The following is a 20,159-nucleotide window of genomic DNA, read 5'->3' on the forward strand; positions in this document are numbered from 1 at the left end:
AGGCTGGCTCCCACAATGACTGATGTATACCCATCCAATGTGGGAGCCAGCCTGCTGGCGATGGGGGCAAAGCAGTTACCCCAAAATGAACTCCAGCCCGCCAGAACCAGTCAGCTACTTAGGCCCTCAACTCCCAGAGCCCCGTGCCAATGACTGATCACCCCGAACGCCAAAGCCCCATCGACGCCCACGGCATCATCGGCGACATGCGCAGTGCCGCGCTGGTCAATGACAAGGGCAGCGTAGACTTTTTCTGTTGGCCGGAATTCGATAGCCCGTCGATTTTCTGCTCGCTGCTGGACAGCCCCGAGGCCGGTATTTTCCAGTTGTCGCCGGATTTACCCGACGCCCGCCGCGAACAGATTTACCTGCCGGACACCAACGTATTGCAAACCCGCTGGCTCAGCGATCGCGCCGTGGTCGAAGTCACTGACCTGCTGCCCATCGGCGACAGCGAGGACGACCTGCCGGTGCTGATGCGCCGGGTCCGAGTGGTCAGTGGCAAGGCCACCTTTCACCTGCACTGCGCCGTGCGGCACGACTATGCCCGCGCCACGACCCGCGCCCGTGTGGATAAAAAGACCGTGATTTTCGAGGCCGCCGATCAGCCGTCCCTGCGCCTGGCGGCGGATCAGCCGTTACGGATTGAGGCCAATGCTGCCGTCGCCGAATTCACCCTCGAACAGGACCAGACGGCCGAGTTCCTGCTCGGTGCCGTCGACGATCCGCGCTTTAAGGAAGGCGCTGCGCAATTGTGCCTGGAACGCACACTGAAATTCTGGCGCGACTGGATCGGCCAATCCAACTATCGCGGGCGCTGGCGAGAAATGGTCAACCGCTCGGCCCTGGCAATGAAGCTGCTGACCTCGCGCAAACACGGTGCGATCCTCGCCGCCGCCACCTTTGGGTTACCCGAAACCACCGGCGGTGAACGCAATTGGGATTACCGCTACACGTGGATCCGCGACGCCTCGTTCACCGTTTACGCCTTCATGCGTTTGGGCTTCGTCGAAGAAGCCAACGCCTACATGCGCTGGTTGCGCGGACGGGTCAGCGACTGTCGAGGCCAGCCGATGAAACTCAACATTCTGTATGGCATCGATGGTCGACAGGAACTGCCGGAAATCGAACTCACGCACCTGTCCGGCCACGGCGGTGCGAAACCGGTGCGCATCGGCAACCTGGCTTACGCGCAGGTCCAGCTCGACATTTTCGGCGAACTGATGGACGCGGTGTACCTGGTCAACAAATACGGTGAGGCCATTTCCCATGAGGGCTGGAAACACACCGTGGAAGTGGTCGATCAGGTGTGCGAAACCTGGCAGCAGGAAGACGTCGGCATCTGGGAAATGCGCGGCGAGCAGCATCACTTTCTGCACTCGCGCCTGATGTGCTGGGTCGCACTGGACCGCGCAATCCGGCTCGCCTCGAAACGTTCACTGCCCGCCCCGTTCGCTCGTTGGGACCAGACGCGCCAGGCCATTTACACCGATATCTGGGACAACTTCTGGGATGAAGAACGCGGGCATTTCGTCCAGCACATCGGCGGCACCGGCCTCGACGGTTCAATGTTGCTGATGCCGTTGGTGCGCTTTGTCAGCGCCAAGGATCCGCGCTGGCTGGCAACCCTCGACGCCATCGAAAAGAACCTGGTGCGCGACGGCATGGTTTATCGCTACCACAACCAACACACCCACATCGACGGCCTGCCGGGCACCGAAGGCGCCTTCGCCGCGTGTTCCTTCTGGTACGTCGAATGCCTGGCTCGCGCCGGCCGGGTGGAAAAGGCTCATCTGGAGTTCGAGCAATTGCTGCGCTATGCCAACCCGCTGGGGCTGTACGCCGAAGAGTTCGACAGCCACGCGCGACACATGGGCAACACCCCGCAAGCGCTGACACATTTGGCGCTGATCAGCGCGGCGTGTTTTCTGGATCGGAAATTGAGTGGCGAGAAGAGTTTTTGGCAACCTTGAGTGGACTTTAAACGACCAGTTTACTGCGCTTTGTTTCGGGTTCGGCGGCCGCCATGCCCTACATGCTTTAAACAAAAACGCCGAGCAACACCCGCACATACCCTGTTGCCAGTCGTTACAACCCCACCTAACATCCCCGATCAACGGGTACAGCGGAGCTGTCCTACCCACCCGAATTCAAGGAATCAGAATGTCCCAACACATCCACCGCAGCATCGACCTGCCCCTTCGCACCGGCCTCAACCGCGACCAACTGTGGGAAGCCTCCGACAAGGGCCTGATCAAATGCTGGGAAGTCGGCCGCCAACGCGCCGCCCGCTTCCCCGACCTCGCCCAACAATGCCTCGCCGGCGAACTGCCGGTACTGGGCTGGAAAGGTGGCGTCAGCCGCAGCCTGAAAAAACTCGAAAAATACGGTTCCCTCAAATACCTGGCGCAATGGCAGGGTTTACGCGGGGAAGACCTGGATGTGAACTTGAGCGAAGAACGGGCCCTGACTTGTTCACGCACGAAAATGGTGGTGACGTTTACCCCGGATCGAGCGAAGTATTTCAATCAGGTGGCGGAAGTGGAAGCCGTTGAATAGACCGACTGTCCTTCTGCCGCAACACTGACCGAAAAACGCTCACGATAGGCCTGAGGCGTCACGCCCATGGCCCGCAGGAAACTGCGGCGCAGGGTTTCCTCGCTGCCGAAGCCGCATTGCACGGCGACCCGTTTGATCGGCACGCCGGTATCGCTGAGCAGGCGCCGTGCGGTTTCGACCCGGATCAGCTCGATGGCCCGAGCCGGGGTCTGGCCAGTATCGGCGCGGTAATGGCGCACGAAGCTGCGTTCGCTCATGCCGGCCTGAAGCGCCAGGGTTGGAACGCCAAGATCCTTGGTGAGGTTTTCGCTGATCCAGGCATGAAGGTCGTCGAAGCGGCTGCCTTCTTTTTGCAAAGACAGGGTGACGCTGAATTGCGACTGGCCACCAGGGCGCTTGAGAAACACCACCAATTGCCGGGCGACTTCCAGGGCCATGGTCCGGCCCAGATCGGCTTCGACCATTGCCAGCGCCAGATCAATGCCAGCGGTAACCCCGGCCGAGGTCCAGACCGGGCCGTCGTTGATGAAAATCGGATTGGGTTCGACCTGAAGTTGCGGATGCTGCTGCGCCAACTGCTCGCACCGGGTCCAGTGCGTGACCACGCGCCGACCATCAAGCCAGCCACTGGCCGCCAGCAAAAACGCCCCGGTGCACACCGATGAAACCCGTCGACACCCCGCCGAGTGCTCACGCACCCACGCCACCAGTGATGGGTCCTCGGCCGCCGCGTAAACGCCCCAGCCACCGGCGATGATCAACGTGTCGCTGCTCTGCTCGGGCAGTGATTCGGCCAACAATGCCAAACCCGCCGACGACATCACCGCCCCGCCGCCACTGGCAATCACTGACGGCGCATACGGTGCAGGTGCACCTTGTTGACGGGCGATGTCATTGGCGGACGCGAACACCTGCAAAGGCCCGGTGACGTCGAGTAATTGCACATTGGCGAAGGCGAGCACATGAATGGTTTTCGGCATTTGGCGTAATTCGTGGGGTGATTGGCGCATACGCCAAATCCTAGGCGCCTACAGTGAAGTCGTCCACCCACTTCCAGAGAAAAACACCATGACCTTGCAGATCGGTTTTCTGTTGTTTTCACAGGTGCAGCAACTCGACCTTACCGGTCCTTACGACGTGCTGGCCTCGTTGCCGGATGTGAAAGTGCATCTGATCTGGAAGGACTTGATGCCCGTCACTGCCAGTACCGGCCTGATGCTGAAACCGACGGTCACCTTCGACGACTGCCCGGCGCTGGATGTGATCTGTGTGCCCGGTGGCGGTGGCGTCGGGCCGCTCATGGAAGATGAGCAAACGCTGGCGTTCATCAATGCCCAGGCCGCAAATGCGCGTTACGTGACGTCAGTCTGCACTGGCGCGCTGGTGCTCGGCGCAGCGGGACTGCTGAAAGGCAAACGCGCCACCACGCACTGGGCCTATCACGAACTGCTGGCGCCGCTGGGGGCGATTGCGGTGAAGGACCGGGTGGTGCGCGACGGGAATTTGCTGACCGGTGGCGGCATCACTGCCGGCATCGATTTTGCCCTGACCCTGGCGGCAGAGCTGTTCGATCAAGCCACCGCCGAGCTGGTGCAGTTGCAATTGGAATACGCACCGGCTCCAGCGTTCCAGTCAGGCAGCCCGGATACTGCGCCGGCCAGCGTATTGGAAGAGGCCCGCAAACGTGCTGCCAGCTCGTTGAAACTGCGCGCAGAAATCACCGAACGTGCGGCGGCGAAACTCGACCTGCGATAAAAAACCACGGCTGCGGGATGTAATTCCCGCAACCAGGCTTTTCATACGCCCATAAAAAAACCCGCCGAAGCGGGTTTTTCCAAGACCATTACGACTCCCTGTCGTGAGCAATCCTTGCAAATGGCCGATCATCCATGATCCTGAGCACTCCTTGTGCTTCAGTGGATGGGGCCAGAATACGCATCGGATCCAATCTGCAATAGACGACATAGTTGTTACGGCGTGTAAGACATTCGCTATAACACCCCTTCCGAAAACCCTTAGACGCCTCAGGCATCAAGCTTTGAGGCCGCGAGTTTTGCGACCTGCAGCTGACCTTGCGCCGCTTGGGCATCGTCATCTTCAAGAAACCAGGCTGCCGACAATCCGGCAAACGCCAACACCCATTGCAGTAATCGCCGCTGCTCAAGCCCGCTCGCCTCGGCCACTACTTTGACTTGCCGTTCGAAACGTTGCGGGTTCGTTGCGGTGGGCAACTCGGGATTGCAGATCAAGTTGGCGTAATCGAAACCGCGTTCACCGGTCACTCGCTTGGGATCGATGGCCAGCCAGCCTCGAGCGCCAAAATCGAGGACATTGTCGTGATGCATGTCACCGTGCAACACGACCACGTCTTGCGGTTCAGCCAGCAAAACCTCAGCGGTGGCCAGGCACTGGGAAAAACGACCGCCCTGAAGTTGCGCCGTCGACCGCAATGAAGCGAACCAGGGCACCAGGCCAACAAGTGGCGGCGCTGGTGTCGGTCGTGGTGCATGCAAACGTGCCAAGGCTGTACACAGAACGCGGCTGGCCTCGTCGTCCTGGCCGTTGAGGGCCATGTGCATCAGCGAGCGCTGCCCCATGGCGCGCTCCATCAACAACGCGTCGCCATGCTGTGCGTAAACCCGCGCAGCGCCGTCACCGTCCCACCAGGTCATCAACAGATTGCCGAATTTTTCTTCATCGTCGATGGCAATCTTCAACATGGCCGGCGTATCGCCACGGCGCACCGGCAGCAAACGGCTGCCGGGCGTGATGACCGGCTGGCCGTCCGGCAGCAGCGCCCAGCGTTTCAGCCAAGGACCGAAGACACTGTCCTCAGTCACCCTCACGCTCGCGGGCTTTGGCGCTTTCGACAAGATACTGTTCGAGTCGGCCCAACTGCTCTTCCCAGCCACGGCTGTCCATGTAATACGCCTCTTTCTGGCGTACATCGGGAATGTGAGCGAAGCCCGATTCGGAAACCTTGAGCAACGTGCCGTTCTCAAAATCTTGCATTTCGAATTTCACCAGGGTGGTGGGCTCCTGGGAGTAGTCGATTTTAGGATTCACCGCGTAGGGATGCCATCGAAAGGAAAACAACGTCTGCGGCTCAACCCGCTCGACCAGCACATTCCACAACACATGTTCGTAACCGGGATAAGTCACCTGCCCTTGCGTCCACTCGCCGGCGATGAAACGCCTGCCTTCGAGCGCAACGCCGAACCATTGACCGAACGCCTCGGCATCGACCAATGCACGCCACACGTGGGAGCGCGGCGATTTGAGCGTGATTTTGCGCTCAAAACTATTGGGTACTGGTTTCATACGTCACCTCCTGTACTGAACAACAGTAGGCCTCTAAGACCACATGTCCAGCCCGAAAGTTGTATGGAACGCATGTCAGTTGTCGAAATCGTGTCACTGACATCGCCGCTGGCTTCGCTACACTGCCCGCAACTTTCATCGTCACAGCGAGTTTCTGCCATGCCAATACGCTTTCTCCTGGCGTTGACGCCATTGTTGTTCACCTCCCTGGCCCATGCCGCCGTGGACTGCGATAACGCCACCGACCAGGCCACGATGAACCAGTGTGCGGCGCAGCAGCATGCGGCGGCCGACAAAGAATTGAATGCGCTGTATCAGCAAATCACCACGCGCCTGAAAGGCAATCCCGACAGCAAGAAACTGCTGGTGGGCGCGCAGCGGTCGTGGATTGCGTTTCGCGATGCCGAGTGCAAATTCTCGGCGTCCGGGGTGGAAGGCGGGAGTGTTTATCCGCTGGTCTACGGCAATTGCGTGACCGAGTTGACCAAGGCGCGGGTTGAGACGTTCAAGACTTACCTGAAATGCCAGGAGGGGGATTTGGGCTGTCCGGTGCCGGGGGTTTGATTTCGGCTATTTTGTAGTGTTTTTGAGGGCCCCATCGCTGGCAGGCCAGCTCCCACAGGGTTCGGTGGTGTTCACACAATAGTGACCACACCGCAAATCCACTGTGGGAGCTGGCCTGCCAGCGATGGCGCCAGTTTAGGCGCCGCAATTACCGCACAAAAATCTGCGCCGTGGTAATCGCCATGTCCCCGCCCGGCAACTTGATGCTGCCTGTCTGTTTCAGGCTGTCGGCATCAAAAATCGCGACGTCATTGAACGTCCCGGCCAGGTAGATTTTGCTGCCGTCCTTGTTGAAGGAAATACAGTAGTACGAGTGATCAAGCGTCGCCGCTTGAAGCATTTTCTTCTGCTTGATGTCGTACTTGGCCAGCCGGTTGAGCACCCCGAACATCAGGTTCGGGTCCTTGGGCGAGCGCATGCCGCTGAAGTAGATTTCCGTCAGGGGGCCGAAGTCGGTGGTTTCGGTCTTGCCGGTCTTCAGGTCCACGCTGAACAGGCCGTACAGGTATTCGGCGGTGGCCGGGTCCTGTTTCTTGTCCTTGAACTTCGCCGCGGTGTAGAGCAGCGAGAAGTCATGCCGATACGTCTGCTGGTTCCACACGTAGAGCACGTCCGGCGCGCTGTAGTTCGCGCGTTTCCAGTGCCGACTGGGGATCAGCACGTCGAACTTGCCGGTCTGCACATTGACCTTGTAAACGTCCGCCCCGGCCACGTACAGCGTGCCGTCGTCGCCGCTCTGCATGATGGTCAACTGGCGCGGCGCCGGGAAACTGCGCACCGGTTTGGCATCGATGCCAGCGTCGGTCCTGTACACATCGAGCCGCGGCTGCTGCACTTCGTAGCGATCGTTCATCATCAATGTCGGGTTGGCGACGGTGTACAGCTCTTTGCCGTCGTGGCTGACCGTGAAGGCGAACATCGACTTGGCCTTCTCCCCCGGCTTCTGGGTGATGCTGGCGTGGAACACCTGCTTGCAGTTGTCCAGTTCGACACCGTAGACGTCCGCATAGTGATTGTTCAGCACGTAGGCGGTCTTGCGGTCCGGCGACAACTGCACGGAGCCGGGACCGAAGGCGTCGGGCATCTTGCAGGTCTTGAACAGGGTGTCGGTGGCCAGGTCGATCACGTGCAGGTTGTTCGGGTAGTTGGTGGTCACCATGTATTCGTGACCGACTTGCAGCGCAGTGTTTTCATCGGCCAGAACACTGACAGAACAGCTGCTCAGAATGGCGAACGCGGCCAGGCCGCAGGCTTTGATGTTACGCATGCTGGAATCCTTCTTCTGTGATCACTTGTCTTTGGGGAAGACAGTGCCGAGGTTGCGCCAGTTGTCGTTGGACGCCTGGGCATCCTTGTTCCAGTCCGGGTAGGTGCTCATCATGTCGGGCACCTGGGCCGGCCACCAGCACGGGTCGGAGCAACCGTAGAGGTCGGCTTCCATCGGCTGGCACAACGACGACACACCGCCAAACGCATCAATTTCCCAGCCTGGGTCAGTGGTTGAAGCACAGCCCGCCACCGAGCTCATCGCCACCACTTCTTCAATGCGGTTCTCGTCCGCGGCCTGATCCAGCTTCAACGCTTTGTTATTGATTGCCTTGAGATGTTTCATATCAGTGAGCCTTGCGCGGAGTGATGTAGCTGCTGATGAACGCAGGGTTGTGAGCCATGATCCGGGTGTAGACCTCGATGCCGAAGTCGACCCAGTCACGCATCAGTTCGCAGTAGTGATAAGTCGGGTGCGTCGGGTCGCCGTAACGGGCGTAGCTCTCGTGATAGCAACCACCGGAGCACAGGTTGCGGATCTGGCAGTCCTCGCAACCGGTGTTGGTCCGGTCCAGGCGCTGGGACAGGAAGTCGTTCAACTCCACCTGCTTCACGCCGCTGTGGACGTTGCCGAAGGTCGGCAAACTCGAACCGGTGAAGCGGTGGCACAGGTTCAGCTCGCCCTTGTGATCCACCGCCAGCATCTTCAAACCCGCGCCGCATGGCAGGGCTTTCTTGTGGCCTTCATGGATGTCGGTGATGAGCTGGTGCAGGTTGGAGAAACCGATGTTGCGGTGCTCCAGCGCCGCTTCCAGATAACGACGACCGAGGGCCTTCATGTTGGCGAATACCTGCACCAGTTCATCGCTGGAGAGGTTGAAGCTGCTGATGTCACCAGAGGTCACCGGGGCGAAGCCGACTTCGGCAAAACCCAGTTCATTGAACAGGTGATCCCAGATGGTTTCGACGTCGGTCACGCCGGTGGTCAGGGTCACCCGCGCACCGACCGGACGGCTGTTGTAGCGCGACAGCAGCATCTCGGCCTTGCGCCGCACCACGTCATACGTGCCCTGTCCGCCCACAGTGATGCGGTTGCGGTCGTGCACGGTTTTCGGCCCGTCGATACTCACTGACAGACCGAAGCGATGGGCGTTGAGGTAGTCCACGGTTTCTTCAGTGAGCAGCGTGGCGTTGGTGGTCATGACGAACTCGACGAACTTGCCCGCCTCGGCAAAGCGCTTCTCGCAGTAGTCGACCATGTACTCGATCAGCTTGCGGTTGCTCAGCGGTTCGCCGCCGAAGAACACCACGGTGAATCGCTCTTCATCCGGGGATTCGCGCAGCAGCATTTCCACCGAAGCGATGGCCGTTTCCACGTCCATTTTCTTGCCGGCGGAAGGCTTGTCGAGGTCTTCCTTGTAGCAGTAGGTGCAACTCAGGTTGCAGCCGGTGTTGACGTTCAAAACCACGGTGTTGATCGCGGTGCGCTCGACGCGTTTGGTCGCGATGTCCGGGGTCAGCGGCGAGCCGTCGCTGACCAGTTCCAGGGCCATCAACTCGCGCAGCGTCTCAGTGATTTCCTCGCCGTTGAAACGCGCGGCCAGGCGCTGGATCAGGTCGTCCGAAGAACAACCCGGACCGCGCAAGGTATCGATGATGGTCCCGGTCAGTTCATCGCTGGCGAACAGCGAACTGCTGGGGATGTGGAACAGCATGCGGTCGGCATCGACGTGCACTTCGTGCAGGTTGCGTTCGACCAGATTCAAGATAGCGCCCATTGCAAACCTCCTGTGCAGGCCCCGCTTGGCGGAGCTTGCGGTCATTCCGAAAAGTGTCTGAAGCCAGTGCTGTCAGCCAACTCATGGAATGGGTGGATTGTTCCAGCGTTGCACGGTCACGATCATGTGGCCTTCGCCGGTCAGGGATTTCCCTGCGTCGTCGACGGCGGCGATCACCTTGAGGTTGCCGGCATTGTTGGTGGACATTTTGCGCGCCGGATTCGGCCCGGCATCGCCCGGGGTGAACACGCCCGTGTCGGCGTGCATGGTGCCGGCAAACTTGACGTCTTCGTCTTCCTTGGCGCGTTCGTCGAAGGCCTCGACCTTCCACTGCGCCGGGAACACGCCAATGCGATACGGCTTGCCGTCAGCGCCCTTGCCCCAGGCTTCCGCATCGAAACGGCCCTGGACTTTCGGCGTCGAACCACCGCCCTCGCCGATCCGCGCCACCGAGAATTCCGGTACCACTTTGACCGAAGCGATCTTGCTGTACACCGACAGGCTCGGGCCTTTCAGCGTGCCGACTGTGACGGCGCGCAAGCCCGGTTGGGCATTGGCGGCGGCCTTGAGTTTGACTTTGATCTGCTCTGGACTCTGCGAGACGACTTCGACCACTTCCACGCCTTTGCCGAAGTTCGGTTTGCCGCTCAGGCCGCTGCCGATCAACGTCACTTCGGTTTCGCTGCCGGCCTTCACATAACCCGGCTGAACCGCCAGCAAGCGCTGGGAGCCCTGTTTGGCGGCGACGAAATCCAGGCCGCGCTCATCGTGCTCGGCCTCGAACATCCGGCCTTGCATGGCGTTGCCCTGGGCAGCGAACACCTGGCGCATGGTCACGCCGTCGATGGTGACGTTGCCGCGCCATTCGTAGCCGGTGTAGAGGATTGCACTGCCATCGCCATTAAACGGCGTACCGTCGGCGTATTGGCCTTTGACGCTGACCTTGAAAGTGTCACTGCCGTCGGCGGTCACGCTCATCACACCGGCCAGTTCGCCCTTGCCGGGCAAGTGCCCGCTGAAGCTCCAGTCGCCCACCAGCGCCTCGCTTTTCGGCGCGCTGCTCTGCCATTTTTTCCAGGCCGGATTGTCCAGCGGATAACGCTTGGCCAGTAACGGCACCATTTCTTTGCGGGCCAGATCGAACCAGTCGCGGTCGCGGGACAGCGCCTGGTACTCCAACGACGGCCATTGGCCGAGGTGGAAGTTCACCAGTCGTTCCCATTCCTGGGCCGGACGCCGTTGCAGCGCAACCCGCGCACCGGAGTGGCAGCGGCCGCACATCTGGCTGGTCTGGTCGTCGAACTGCTCGACGGTATTGAGCCGGCGCTCCATGGCATACCGCACGCCATCGGTTTCGCTCGGCGCCAGACCCTGAGTGTCGGCCAGGTATTTGACCAGCGTCCGGCGGTCTTCATCGCTGATCTGCAAACCGTGCATGGTCTGCATCCGGGCGATGCTCATCAGCCAACCTTCCGGCGTCTTGCGCTGGTGGCTGATGCGGCTCAGGGCGTTATCGGCTTCGGGGGTGTGACAGCCCTGACAGGTTTCCTTGAGGATGGTCTGGGCGTCGCGGGCTGCCAGGCTGTAAGGCGAATGCAGGGCCACGCAAGCGGCCACGGCCAACAGGCCGGCGCTCATGCCTGATCGGAGTCTTCTCTTCATCAACGTCGAACCTCGCACGGTGCTTTCTTATTTTTGTGGCTTATCGTTTTTTTGGTTTCTGCCGTCGGCGGCGAGCCGCTGACGGAGGCAAGAGAAACGTCTGCGATGAGCAATACACGGAGCGTGCCAGCTTATGAATATCTAGTTGAATCAATGATTTGCCTGAAAAACTCTGGGTTTGGCCGATGACTGGATCTGCGTTCCTCGTTTAATTTCGCGACACCTGTTGCAACCTGAGACAAGCATAGGATCAAGATCAAAGGATCGCAGCCTTCGGCAACTCCTACAGGTGAACAGTGATTTTCGCGTAGGAGCTGCCGAAGGCTGCGATCTTTTGATCTTTGCTGTCGCAATTTGCGACGCTCACTTGTTTCTCTGCCACGGGCAAATAGCTCAAAAGGCCCATCCGATCGGGGTTTCAATCAAATAAACACAACTGGCACAACCGTTGCGAAAGACCTCGCCACACGAACAAGACGAGGTTTCAACATGTCGCTTCCAAACCTGCTCCCGGCCACTTCGGCCTTCATCCAGCGCGCACCGCGCATGCTCATCGGCGGCGAATGGGTCGAGGCCGCCGACGGCCAGACCATGCCGCTGCACAACCCGGCCACCGGTGAAGTGCTGTGCGTAGTGCCACGGGCCACGCCAGACGATGTCGACCGTGCCGTACTCGCCGCCCGCCAGGCGTTTGATGATTCAGCCTGGACCCGCACCCGCCCCCGGGAGCGGCAGAACCTGTTGTGGAAACTTGCCGACCTGATGCAACGCGATGCGGAGCTACTGGCGCAACTGGAATGCCTGAACAACGGCAAAAGCGCCGTCGTCGCCCAGGTGATGGACGTGCAACTGTCCATCGATTTCCTGCGCTACATGGCCGGTTGGGCAACCAAGATTGAAGGCTCGACGGTCGATGTGTCGGCGCCGCTGATGCCCCACGATCAATTCCACAGTTTCATCCGCCGCGAAGCCGTGGGCGTGGTCGGCGCCATCGTTGCCTGGAATTTCCCGCTGCTGCTCGCCTGCTGGAAACTCGGCCCGGCACTGGCCACCGGTTGCACCGTGGTGCTCAAACCCGCCGACGAAACCCCGCTGACCGCTCTGAAACTCGCTGAACTGGTACTGGAAGCCGGCTACCCCGAAGGCGTGTTTAACGTGGTCACCGGCACCGGCATCACCGCCGGTTCGGCCCTGATCCACAACCCGCTGGTGGACAAGCTGACCTTCACCGGCTCCACGGCCGTGGGCAAGCAGATCGGCAAGATCGCCATGGATTCCATGACCCGGGTCACCCTGGAACTGGGCGGCAAATCACCCACCATCGTCATGGCTGACGCCGACCTGAAAACCGCCGCTGCCGGTGCCGCCAGCGCGATTTTCTTCAACCAGGGCCAGGTCTGCTGCGCAGGTTCCAGGCTGTATGTGCAGCGCAAGCATTTCGACAATGTGGTCGCCGACATCGCCGGTATCGCCAATGCCATGAAGCTCGGCAACGGCCTGGACCCGAGTGTCGAAATGGGGCCGCTGATTTCGGCGCGTCAACAAGAGCGCGTCTACGGCTACATCGAAAAGGGTCGCGAAAGCGGCGCGACCATTGCTTGCGGCGGCGAGCAGTTCGGCCCGGGTTTTTTCGTCAAGCCGACGGTGATTGTCGACGTCGATCAAAAGCATTCGCTGGTGCAGGAAGAAATCTTCGGCCCGGTGCTGGTGGCGATTCCGTTCGATGACGAAGCCGATGCGCTGCGCATGGCCAATGACAGTCCCTATGGTTTGGGCGCGAGTATCTGGTCGAATGATCTGGCGGCGGTGCACCGGATGATTCCGCGCATCAAGTCAGGATCGGTGTGGGTCAACTGCCACAGCGCCCTGGACCCGGCGCTGCCGTTTGGCGGCTACAAAATGTCCGGGGTTGGCCGTGAGATGGGCTATGCGGCGATTGAGCATTACACCGAGTTGAAGTCGGTGTTGATCAAGCTGTAATCGCGGCGTTTTTCGGTCCGTCATCGCTAGCAGGCTAGCTCCCACAGGGGAATGCATTCCAATGTGGGAGCTAGCCTGCTAGCGATGACGGCAGCCCAATCAACCCGAGTTTCAGGGTTTGTAGCCCTGCCCCAACAACCAACTCCTGACCATCCTTCCTTGTTCAACCGTCAACCCGGTCAACACCTGTTCAGCCGGTTCATTGCGCAACCGCCGCACCAACACCGCCACCTCAACCCCTTGCACATGCCAGATCCCCAGCGGCTGATCCACCGTGATCACCACCTCGGCCTCGTCGACAAATCCATCACGCAACACCGGCGCCCGCTCAATTCTCAACGCATTGAAATCCGCCTCGGCATGCGCCACCTCGGCATCCGGCCAGTTCCACCGTGCCTGCCAGAAGGGTTGATCAAGCCAACGCTGTTCATCGGCATAAAAGTCCCGGCCGATGCGGGCGAAGCGCAAAAACAATTGCTCCACTCGTTGCTGATGAAAACGCTGGGCCAACGCCGCGCGCTCAGGTTTGCGCAGCAAGGTGTTGATCACCGTCGGCGCCTGCAACGCGGACGATAAGGATTGAAAGATCCCGTTGCCCGACAGCGGGTCCACCGCCATGGCGGCATCGCCGACCCGAATCCAGTTTTCGCCACACACCTGCGGGCTCAGAATCGCCGTGCTGCTGCGGGCGTGCAGTTGTAAATCAACCTCGGGGTCATCACCGAAAAATGCCCGGGCCACCGCCGACTCCTGACGCCGCTGGCGACAGTACTCCAGCAATTGCGCCTTGCCCGGCAATCCTGCGCTGGCCACGTCCACCGTCCATTGCCAGTAACACTGACCGTCGGCCCGGCGTGCCATCCACGCCCAGCCGTCCGCCAGGCTTTCCACGGCACTGGCTGTATGACCCGGCGCGCCTTGCCAGCGATTGAGCAGGCTGACCGTCTCCGGCCCGCGCAGGCCTTTGCCGAGGGCTGGCGCCTGGCGCCCACGGGCCTCGACCAAAAAGTCTGCGGTCAGCACCTCATGCCCTTCGATCTGCACTTGATGTCCTGAGGTCGACAACTGCACGGCAAGCACCCGGCCTTCGATCAACACCACCCCCGCCGCACGCAAATCCTCGCGCAGGCCGCGATCAAAGGACGGTCGATCCAGCAAATATTCGATGTTTTGTGCGTGCTGCTGGCCATTCCAGTTCACCTGACGTTGAGAGGGCAACGTCGCATCCGCCAACGCCTGATGCAGGCCCGCAGCGCGCAAAGCCTCCAGCACCCGAATGGAAACGCCTTCCAGCGCCGCAAACCGGCGCCATTCACTGACCAGCGTAACGGCATAACCCAGTCGCCGCAGCCCCAAGGCCACCGCTGCGCCCGCCGGTCCGGCGCCCAGCACCACAACCATCGTCATGGCGCGAACCGCCGTTCAGGGCCGCGATAACGTGCGTTGTGTCGCAGCCATTCGATGACTTGTTCGTTACTCGCCTCAGGGTGTTCCACCAGGAAACCGGCGATGTGCCCGCTCAACGCCGCACAACCAAGACTGGCCCCCGATTGCCCCGGATAAGTGCCGTGCACACACGCGGCGAAATCCGCCTGTGCGCTGTTGAGCCACGACCACTCGAGTTCGGCGCACCGCGCGTCGCCGGTGACCCGCAGCACCTGTGGATAATTCGCCGGATACACGCCCTCGCCCTGGGCCGGGCTCGACGCACAGAGCAAAACCCCACGCGCCACCGCCGCCGCACAGGCCGCACGCAACAGGCTGCGATCCTGACGCAGACCGAGGCTCAGGTTGATCAAGCGCACATCCTGCGCCACCAGCCAGTCGATGGCCGTGGCGATCTGCAACGCGCTGGTGACCCCGCGCTGATCAAACACCTGTGCCACGCAAAACAGCGCCGAGGGTGCACGCCGGTCGATGGCTTCGATCACCGCGCTGCCGTGGCCCAGTGGATCGTCGCGCAAGTCGCTTTGGGCGAGCCCGTCTTCCACCAGGGAAAACCTGCGCCCTGCCACAACCTGTACCCGTTGCGCCGCCGAGTGTCCGCTGTCCACCACACCGATAAGCAACTCAGACTTCATGCAGCACCGTTTTCGACACCAGTACACCGTCGATCAATTCAAAGCGCAAATCGGCATCGGCCAAGGTCGAGGGACGATGGCTGATGAGAATGCGGGTGCGCCCGGCAAACAGGCAGTCGATGGCTTCGATCACTTCGCGCTCGGTGGTTTCATCCACCGCCGAGGTGGCTTCGTCGAGCACCAGGATCAAAGGGTCCTGCAACAGCGCGCGGGCAATGGCGATGCGTTGTTTCTGCCCGCCGGACAACTGCTGGCCGCGCTCGCCCAATGGACTGTCCAGACCTTCAGGCAAGGACGCGATCAGGCTGTCGAGTTGCGCCAACCGCGCCACTTCGGCAATCGCTTCACGGGTGGCATCGGGCACTGCATAAGCCAGGTTGTCGGCCAGGCTGCCGCGAAACAGCACGATGTCCTGACTGACCACCGCAATGCGCCGACGCAACTGGAACAGGTCCAGTTCACGCACATCCACTTCGCCCAACAGCACGCGGCCAGACTGCGGATCATGGTGGCGTTGCAGCAAATCGATCAGCGTCGATTTACCCACGCCGGAGCCGCCGCTGAGGGCGACTTTCAAGCCGTAGGGAATCCGCGCCTCGATACCGCGCAAGGTGCTGGGCCGACCGGGATGGGTGAAGTGCACATCCTCGAAACGCAGCTCGCCAGAGGTCGGCATCGGCTTCGGCGTTTGCGGTGTCAGCACGGTCGGCTCTTCGCCACGCAACTCCATCACCCGACCGAGGCTGACGGTCATGCGTTGAACCGCCACGTACAGTCCGAGCAGGCTCTGCACCGGCCCCACGGCCATACCCAGATAAGTGGAAAACGCGATCAATGCACCCAGTTGCCAGGTGCCCTGCACCACCCAATATCCGCCGATCAAAAACGCACAGGCCCGGGACAACGAAGTCAGCGTACCCGGCACGGCCTGGGTGAAAAACTCGGTGATTTGCAGGCGCAGCAATTGGCTCATGTAGCCCTGCCCCAGCGATTCCAGACGTCGTGCTTCGCGCTGCTGCTGACCCGCCGACTGGATGAATTTCATCACCGGCAGCGTCTCGACCATGAACGACGACATGTCCGCCGAACGCTCACGCAGTTGCCGCACATCGCGCTCGACCTTGCGCCGCATCCAGCGTAGCCAGAGCACGTCGAGCGGGATCAGCACCAGCGCCAACAGCGACAGTTTCCACGACAAGGTCAGCAGCATCGCCACGGCCACCACCAGACCGATCACGCTGGACACCGCCGAAAACAAAGAGTCCACGGCAAAGCGCTGAATCTCCGCCACGTCGCCATCGAGACGCGACATCAGGTCGCCGATGCGACGCTGGCCATAGAAGCTCGGCGACAGGGTCTGCAAGTGCCGATACAAATCATCACGCAGGGCAAACAGCATGCGCCCGGACAACCGCGTGTGCAGGTAGCGGTTGATCCCCGACAGCGCCGTGCCCAGTAACCCGGCGACGATCATCAACCCGGCGATCAGCACCAGCATCGGGAAGTTGCGCGCCAGCAAACCATCGTCGATCAGCAGTTTGGTCAGCCATGGCTGCACCAGCACCAGCGCCGAAGCGCACACCGACAACCCCAGCAGCCCGGCAATCGCCAACCGATGCGGTCGCACAAAGCTGTAGAGCCAACGCAACGCCGCTTGCAGGGTCTCGGGGTTCTGGCTGTCGATCAGCCGAACGATCAGGCGCTGCATCACGAACGCAACTGTTTGAGCTTGCGATATAGAGTCGCGCGACTGATGCCCAAGGCGTCGGCGGCGGCCGAGACGTTGCCCTGATGGCTGTCCAGGGACTGGCGAATCATCTCCAGTTCGTTTTCACGGATGCTGCCGGCCTGCGGCCGTTCGGTCGCGGTCAGTTCGTCGAGCATGCTGTCGGGCAAGTGGTCGAGCGTCAGCACCGTGTCACCCGGTTCGCGCATGGCCAGCGCGGTGCGCAAGACCATCTCCAATTGACGGATGTTGCCCGGCCAGTGATAACCGCCAAGCAGGCGATTGAGGTCGTCATGCAGCACCACGTTCGGCGCGTCGAGTTTGCTCAGCATGCGACTGACCAGCGCCGCGAAATCTTCGCGTTCACGCAGCGCCGGCAGCATCACACTGATGCCGTTGACCCGGTAGAACAAGTCTTCACGAAAATGCTTTTCTTCGACCAGACGCTTGAGGTCGCGGTGGGTCGCGCAGATCAGTGCGACGTCGATGTCCTGCTCTTCGCCAGCCCCCAACGGCGCGACTTTGCGGTCCTGCAAAACGCGCAGCAGACGAGCCTGCAAAGCCAAAGGCATGTCGCCGATTTCATCGAGAAACAGCGTACCGCCATGGGCCTGTTGCAAGCGACCGACCATGCCGCCACGGCGCGAGCCGGTGAACGCGCCCTCGCGATAACCGAACAGTTCGGACTCGATCAGGCCTTCGGGGATTGCTGCGCAGTTCACCGCGACAAAGGGTTTTTCGCAGCGCGCGCCAGCCATGTGCAGGGCGCGGGCGATGACTTCTTTACCGGTGCCGGTTTCTCCCAACAGCAAGACCGGTAACTCGTTGGCCAGACCTTGTCGGGCCATGCGCAGGGCGCGGGCGTAACGGGTATTGCTGCCGGCCAGGGATTCAAGATCCGGCTGCGCTTTGGCGGTTTTCGCCACGCTGCGCGGCGGGCTGCTGACGTTGATCGTGCGTTGCGGCGCGCGCAGGGTCTTGTAGAAAAACTCGCCTTTGGCGGTTTGCAGGCTGCCGGCACCGCCCTGATGCAGGCGTGCCAGCAATTGCAGGCCGTCGCCCCCCAAAAACTCTTCGCAACGCCGGCCTACCAGCGCCGAACGCTCGGTATGCAGCAGCTGGCAGGCCTGGGCGCTGACGGCGAGAATCTGCCCGCCGAGGCTGACCGCCAACAGACCCTGCCACGGGGATTCGAGGTATTGGCGACGGCTGTGGAATGCGAGGACGATTTCGTCCGGATAACTGGCGTTGAACACCCGGCTCTCAATCTGGCTGACCGCCATCGCCAGCAACGCGGTGCTGTCGTGGGCGCGGCCGAGCGGACCTTCGCGGGTCAGGTCGAGGACGCCAAGAATATCGCCCTGAGGGCAATGAATCGGCACCGACGTGCAGGAAAAATCGCTGAGGCGATCCAGGTAATGTTCGCCGCAATCGATCAGGGTGGGCCGGGCTTCCACCAGCGCGGTGCCGAGGGCGTTGGTGCCGCGTGCGGCTTCGCTCCAGCAGGCGCCGAGAGTGATGTCCTGCAAGCCGCTGCCCTTGAGGCGGTCGGCGCGACCTTCGACGGCGAGGATGGTGGCGTCAGAGTTGGCGAGGATGATCAAGCCCTCCTTGCCCTGACGCTCGGCCAGATAATCGATGGCCGGCAGTGCCGCGTCGATCAGCAAGCGATTGCTCGCCAGCAAGACGTCGACGCTGGCGCTCGATTCCAGCGCCAGCTCGTGCTTGGCATTGAAATGCACGCCATGGCTGAGGCTGCGCCGCCACGAAGCATCGATTTCCGCTCGCAGGACGCCGTCCGGCACTTCGCCTTCCTGATGCAGCTTTTCCCGGGCCAGCCGGGCTTCGCGATGCAGTTTGGGGGAATTTGTTTTTATCAGCGTCATCAAGCGCTCCGGGTCATCCGCCCTGCGCCTTCAAACATCGGCGCCCTGGAGCAATCTTTACGTTAACGTCAGGGCTATGGCAAGTGCCGTAGGGCGCTTGTGTTCCGTCAGGTGGACCGCGTTATCGTTCATCGCGGGCAAGCCCGCTCCCACAGGTTTCTCGTCGACCACAAATCTGCGGTTTTACTCGGACACTGTGGGAGCTGGCTTGCCAGCGATGGCGGCATCCAGGACAACGAATAAATCAGAGCTGCCACACCTCGGCACTCACAAAAAACGCCTTGGCATTATCCTCCAGACTCTCCAAGTGATATCCACCTTCCTGCACAATCAGGCACGGCAACCCCAGACTGCGAATACGCTCACCGAGCACGGCGAATCCCTCGCGGGTCACCGCCACTTTGCTCTGTGGGTCCAGTTCAAAAATATCAAAGCCCAGCGACAGCACCAGCACCTCGGCACCAAATGCCGTCACAGCGTCCAACGCTACATCCAGTTGCGCCAGGAAATCCGCCTCGCTCGCACCATGGGCCATCGGCAAGTTGAGGTTGAAGCCCTCACCCGCGCCGACGCCGCGCTCATCGGCAAAACCGGCGACACCGGGATAGAAGTTGGTCGGATCGCCATGCACCGAAACGTAGAGCACGTCATCGCGGTCGTAGAAAATCTCCTGGATTCCCTGGCCGTGGTGCATGTCGGTATCCAGCACAGCGACTCGGGCAAATCCGGCGCGCAACACCTGAGCCGCCACCGCCGCGTTGTTCACATAACAGAAACCGCCAGCCGCTTCGGCCCGGGCATGGTGCCCCGGTGGACGGCACAAGGCGTAAGCCGCCGGTTCGCCATCGAGCAAGGCCTGGGCGCCGGCAATCGCGCTTTGCGCCGACCAGTAGGCCGAACGCCAGGTCTGTTCACCGACCGGGCAACTGCCATCGGCCAGATAGCGCGCCGCTTGGGCGAGAATCCCGCGCAGGGCATTGGGCTCGCGCACGAAGATGTTCGACATCACCTCGTCGCCCCAGTCTTCGGGGATTTCTTTCCAGCGCTGATGGGCTTCCTGCAAGAACGTCAGGTACGGCGCACCGTGCACCGCCAGCAACGGATCGAGCCCGGCGTCGGCCGGTTGTTCAACCTTGAAACCCAATGCATGAGACGCCTGCACCAGGCGCTGCGCCCGCTCCGGCACTTCCTGCGGTGTGCGCATCTGGCCACGGGAATAGTAACTGCGTGGATGGTGAAGCAATTGTTCGGGGTGGAAAAAACTGCGCATGGAATGAATACCTGTCAGTTAACGAAGATCTTGAAACTGAGGGAGCGGGCTTGCTCGCTCCCACAT

17 protein-coding genes are annotated in these 20,159 nt (G+C 61.1%); 5 read left to right on the forward strand and 12 right to left on the reverse strand.

The genetic code is table 11. From position 1 onward, the window contains the following. Window positions 1-149 precede the first annotated feature (149 nt). A complete protein-coding gene (locus KVG88_RS24390) occupies window positions 150-1,973 on the forward strand; it encodes a glycoside hydrolase family 15 protein (protein WP_217872970.1) in 1,824 nt (607 codons plus the stop codon). A 190-nt stretch (window positions 1,974-2,163) separates the two neighbouring features. Further along, window positions 2,164-2,559, forward strand: coding sequence for a hypothetical protein (locus KVG88_RS24395; RefSeq protein WP_150701000.1), 396 nt, complete (start codon window positions 2,164-2,166; stop codon window positions 2,557-2,559). Here KVG88_RS24395 and KVG88_RS24400 read toward each other — a convergent pair. Beyond that, window positions 2,529-3,539, reverse strand: coding sequence for a GlxA family transcriptional regulator (locus tag KVG88_RS24400; RefSeq protein ID WP_217872993.1), 1,011 nt, complete (start codon window positions 3,537-3,539; stop codon window positions 2,529-2,531). The genes KVG88_RS24395 and KVG88_RS24400 overlap by 31 nt on opposite strands. Window positions 3,540-3,627: 88 nt before the next feature. On the opposite strand from KVG88_RS24400, the gene inhA reads away from it, so the two are divergent. Then, window positions 3,628-4,314 carry an isonitrile hydratase gene (gene inhA / locus KVG88_RS24405; protein ID WP_217872971.1) on the forward strand — a complete coding sequence of 229 codons (687 nt, stop codon included), beginning with the start codon at window positions 3,628-3,630 and terminating at the stop codon, window positions 4,312-4,314. A 269-nt stretch (window positions 4,315-4,583) separates the two neighbouring features. Here inhA and KVG88_RS24410 read toward each other — a convergent pair whose 3' ends face one another. Both KVG88_RS24410 and KVG88_RS24415 read right to left on the reverse strand, forming a co-directional pair. Beyond that, entirely contained in the window at window positions 4,584-5,399 is an 816-nt protein-coding gene (locus tag KVG88_RS24410) for an aminoglycoside phosphotransferase family protein (RefSeq protein ID WP_367616856.1), read from the reverse strand. Next, window positions 5,392-5,880, reverse strand: a complete 489-nt coding sequence (locus KVG88_RS24415) for an SRPBCC family protein (RefSeq protein ID WP_217872973.1) — start codon at window positions 5,878-5,880, stop codon at window positions 5,392-5,394. The genes KVG88_RS24410 and KVG88_RS24415 overlap by 8 nt, the downstream gene beginning before the upstream one ends. A gap of 159 nt (window positions 5,881-6,039) precedes the next feature. Here KVG88_RS24415 and KVG88_RS24420 point away from each other — a divergent pair, with 159 nt between their 5' ends. Further along, window positions 6,040-6,444, forward strand: coding sequence for a lysozyme inhibitor LprI family protein (locus KVG88_RS24420; RefSeq protein ID WP_217872974.1), 405 nt, complete (start codon window positions 6,040-6,042; stop codon window positions 6,442-6,444). A 148-nt stretch (window positions 6,445-6,592) separates the two neighbouring features. On the opposite strand, the gene peaD is transcribed toward KVG88_RS24420, so the two are convergent. The 4 genes from peaD to peaA form a co-directional block, all read right to left on the reverse strand. Further along, window positions 6,593-7,711 carry a quinohemoprotein amine dehydrogenase subunit beta gene (gene peaD / locus KVG88_RS24425; protein WP_217872975.1) on the reverse strand — a complete coding sequence of 373 codons (1,119 nt, stop codon included), beginning with the start codon at window positions 7,709-7,711 and terminating at the stop codon, window positions 6,593-6,595. A 21-nt stretch (window positions 7,712-7,732) separates the two neighbouring features. Continuing rightward, the gene (qhpC, locus tag KVG88_RS24430) at window positions 7,733-8,056 is read right to left on the reverse strand and encodes a quinohemoprotein amine dehydrogenase subunit gamma (protein ID WP_008016081.1); all 324 of its coding nucleotides are present in this window, start codon (window positions 8,054-8,056) and stop codon (window positions 7,733-7,735) included. Between the two features lies 1 nt (window position 8,057). Further along, a complete protein-coding gene (gene peaB / locus KVG88_RS24435) occupies window positions 8,058-9,488 on the reverse strand; it encodes a quinohemoprotein amine dehydrogenase maturation protein (protein ID WP_150700994.1) in 1,431 nt (476 codons plus the stop codon). 81 nt (window positions 9,489-9,569) lie between these two features. Further along, on the reverse strand, window positions 9,570-11,150 hold the full coding sequence (gene peaA / locus KVG88_RS24440) for a quinohemoprotein amine dehydrogenase subunit alpha (protein ID WP_217872976.1): 1,581 nt from the start codon (window positions 11,148-11,150) through the stop codon (window positions 9,570-9,572). Between the two features lie 489 nt (window positions 11,151-11,639). Between peaA and KVG88_RS24445 the strand changes: the two genes are divergently transcribed. Then, entirely contained in the window at window positions 11,640-13,130 is a 1,491-nt protein-coding gene (locus KVG88_RS24445; protein WP_217872977.1) for an aldehyde dehydrogenase family protein, read from the forward strand. 111 nt (window positions 13,131-13,241) lie between these two features. Here the strand turns inward: KVG88_RS24445 and qhpG are convergent, their stop codons facing one another. From qhpG to KVG88_RS24470, 5 genes are all read right to left on the reverse strand, one after another. Continuing rightward, complete coding sequence (qhpG, locus tag KVG88_RS24450) at window positions 13,242-14,537, reverse strand: flavin-dependent monooxygenase QhpG (protein WP_217872978.1); 1,296 nt, start codon at window positions 14,535-14,537, stop codon at window positions 13,242-13,244. After that, window positions 14,534-15,211, reverse strand: a complete 678-nt coding sequence (qhpE, locus tag KVG88_RS24455) for a subtilisin-like serine protease QhpE (RefSeq protein ID WP_217872979.1) — start codon at window positions 15,209-15,211, stop codon at window positions 14,534-14,536. Before qhpE ends, qhpG begins: the two co-directional genes overlap by 4 nt. After that, window positions 15,201-16,919, reverse strand: coding sequence for an ABC transporter ATP-binding protein (locus tag KVG88_RS24460; RefSeq protein ID WP_217872980.1), 1,719 nt, complete (start codon window positions 16,917-16,919; stop codon window positions 15,201-15,203). Before KVG88_RS24460 ends, qhpE begins: the two co-directional genes overlap by 11 nt. Continuing rightward, a complete protein-coding gene (locus KVG88_RS24465) occupies window positions 16,919-18,823 on the reverse strand; it encodes a sigma-54-dependent Fis family transcriptional regulator (RefSeq protein WP_217872981.1) in 1,905 nt (634 codons plus the stop codon). The genes KVG88_RS24460 and KVG88_RS24465 overlap by 1 nt, the downstream gene beginning before the upstream one ends. A gap of 244 nt (window positions 18,824-19,067) precedes the next feature. Further along, window positions 19,068-20,093 carry a histone deacetylase family protein gene (locus KVG88_RS24470; protein WP_217872982.1) on the reverse strand — a complete coding sequence of 342 codons (1,026 nt, stop codon included), beginning with the start codon at window positions 20,091-20,093 and terminating at the stop codon, window positions 19,068-19,070. Between the last annotated feature and the right edge of the window lie 66 nt (window positions 20,094-20,159).

This window comes from Pseudomonas azerbaijanoccidentalis (genome assembly GCF_019145495.1).
In the GTDB taxonomy this organism is placed as follows: domain Bacteria; phylum Pseudomonadota; class Gammaproteobacteria; order Pseudomonadales; family Pseudomonadaceae; genus Aquipseudomonas; species Aquipseudomonas azerbaijanoccidentalis.

Excerpts from the sequence above, each read along its gene's own strand:
- inhA (WP_217872971.1), top strand. The coding sequence starts at position 3,628 with ATGACCTTGCAGATCGGTTTTCTGTTGTTTTCACAGGTGCAGCAACTC.
- KVG88_RS24415 (WP_217872973.1), bottom strand. The coding sequence starts at position 5,880 with ATGAAACCAGTACCCAATAGTTTTGAGCGCAAAATCACGCTCAAATCG.
- KVG88_RS24420 (WP_217872974.1), top strand. The coding sequence starts at position 6,040 with ATGCCAATACGCTTTCTCCTGGCGTTGACGCCATTGTTGTTCACCTCC.
- qhpG (WP_217872978.1), bottom strand. The coding sequence starts at position 14,537 with ATGACGATGGTTGTGGTGCTGGGCGCCGGACCGGCGGGCGCAGCGGTG.
- KVG88_RS24460 (WP_217872980.1), bottom strand. The coding sequence starts at position 16,919 with ATGCAGCGCCTGATCGTTCGGCTGATCGACAGCCAGAACCCCGAGACC.
- qhpC (WP_008016081.1), bottom strand. The coding sequence starts at position 8,056 with ATGAAACATCTCAAGGCAATCAATAACAAAGCGTTGAAGCTGGATCAG.
- KVG88_RS24390 (WP_217872970.1), top strand. The coding sequence starts at position 150 with ATGACTGATCACCCCGAACGCCAAAGCCCCATCGACGCCCACGGCATC.
- KVG88_RS24395 (WP_150701000.1), top strand. The coding sequence starts at position 2,164 with ATGTCCCAACACATCCACCGCAGCATCGACCTGCCCCTTCGCACCGGC.
- peaD (WP_217872975.1), bottom strand. The coding sequence starts at position 7,711 with ATGCGTAACATCAAAGCCTGCGGCCTGGCCGCGTTCGCCATTCTGAGC.
- peaA (WP_217872976.1), bottom strand. The coding sequence starts at position 11,150 with ATGAAGAGAAGACTCCGATCAGGCATGAGCGCCGGCCTGTTGGCCGTG.
- KVG88_RS24470 (WP_217872982.1), bottom strand. The coding sequence starts at position 20,093 with ATGCGCAGTTTTTTCCACCCCGAACAATTGCTTCACCATCCACGCAGT.
- KVG88_RS24445 (WP_217872977.1), top strand. The coding sequence starts at position 11,640 with ATGTCGCTTCCAAACCTGCTCCCGGCCACTTCGGCCTTCATCCAGCGC.
- KVG88_RS24400 (WP_217872993.1), bottom strand. The coding sequence starts at position 3,539 with ATGCCGAAAACCATTCATGTGCTCGCCTTCGCCAATGTGCAATTACTC.
- qhpE (WP_217872979.1), bottom strand. The coding sequence starts at position 15,211 with ATGAAGTCTGAGTTGCTTATCGGTGTGGTGGACAGCGGACACTCGGCG.
- KVG88_RS24465 (WP_217872981.1), bottom strand. The coding sequence starts at position 18,823 with ATGACGCTGATAAAAACAAATTCCCCCAAACTGCATCGCGAAGCCCGG.
- peaB (WP_150700994.1), bottom strand. The coding sequence starts at position 9,488 with ATGGGCGCTATCTTGAATCTGGTCGAACGCAACCTGCACGAAGTGCAC.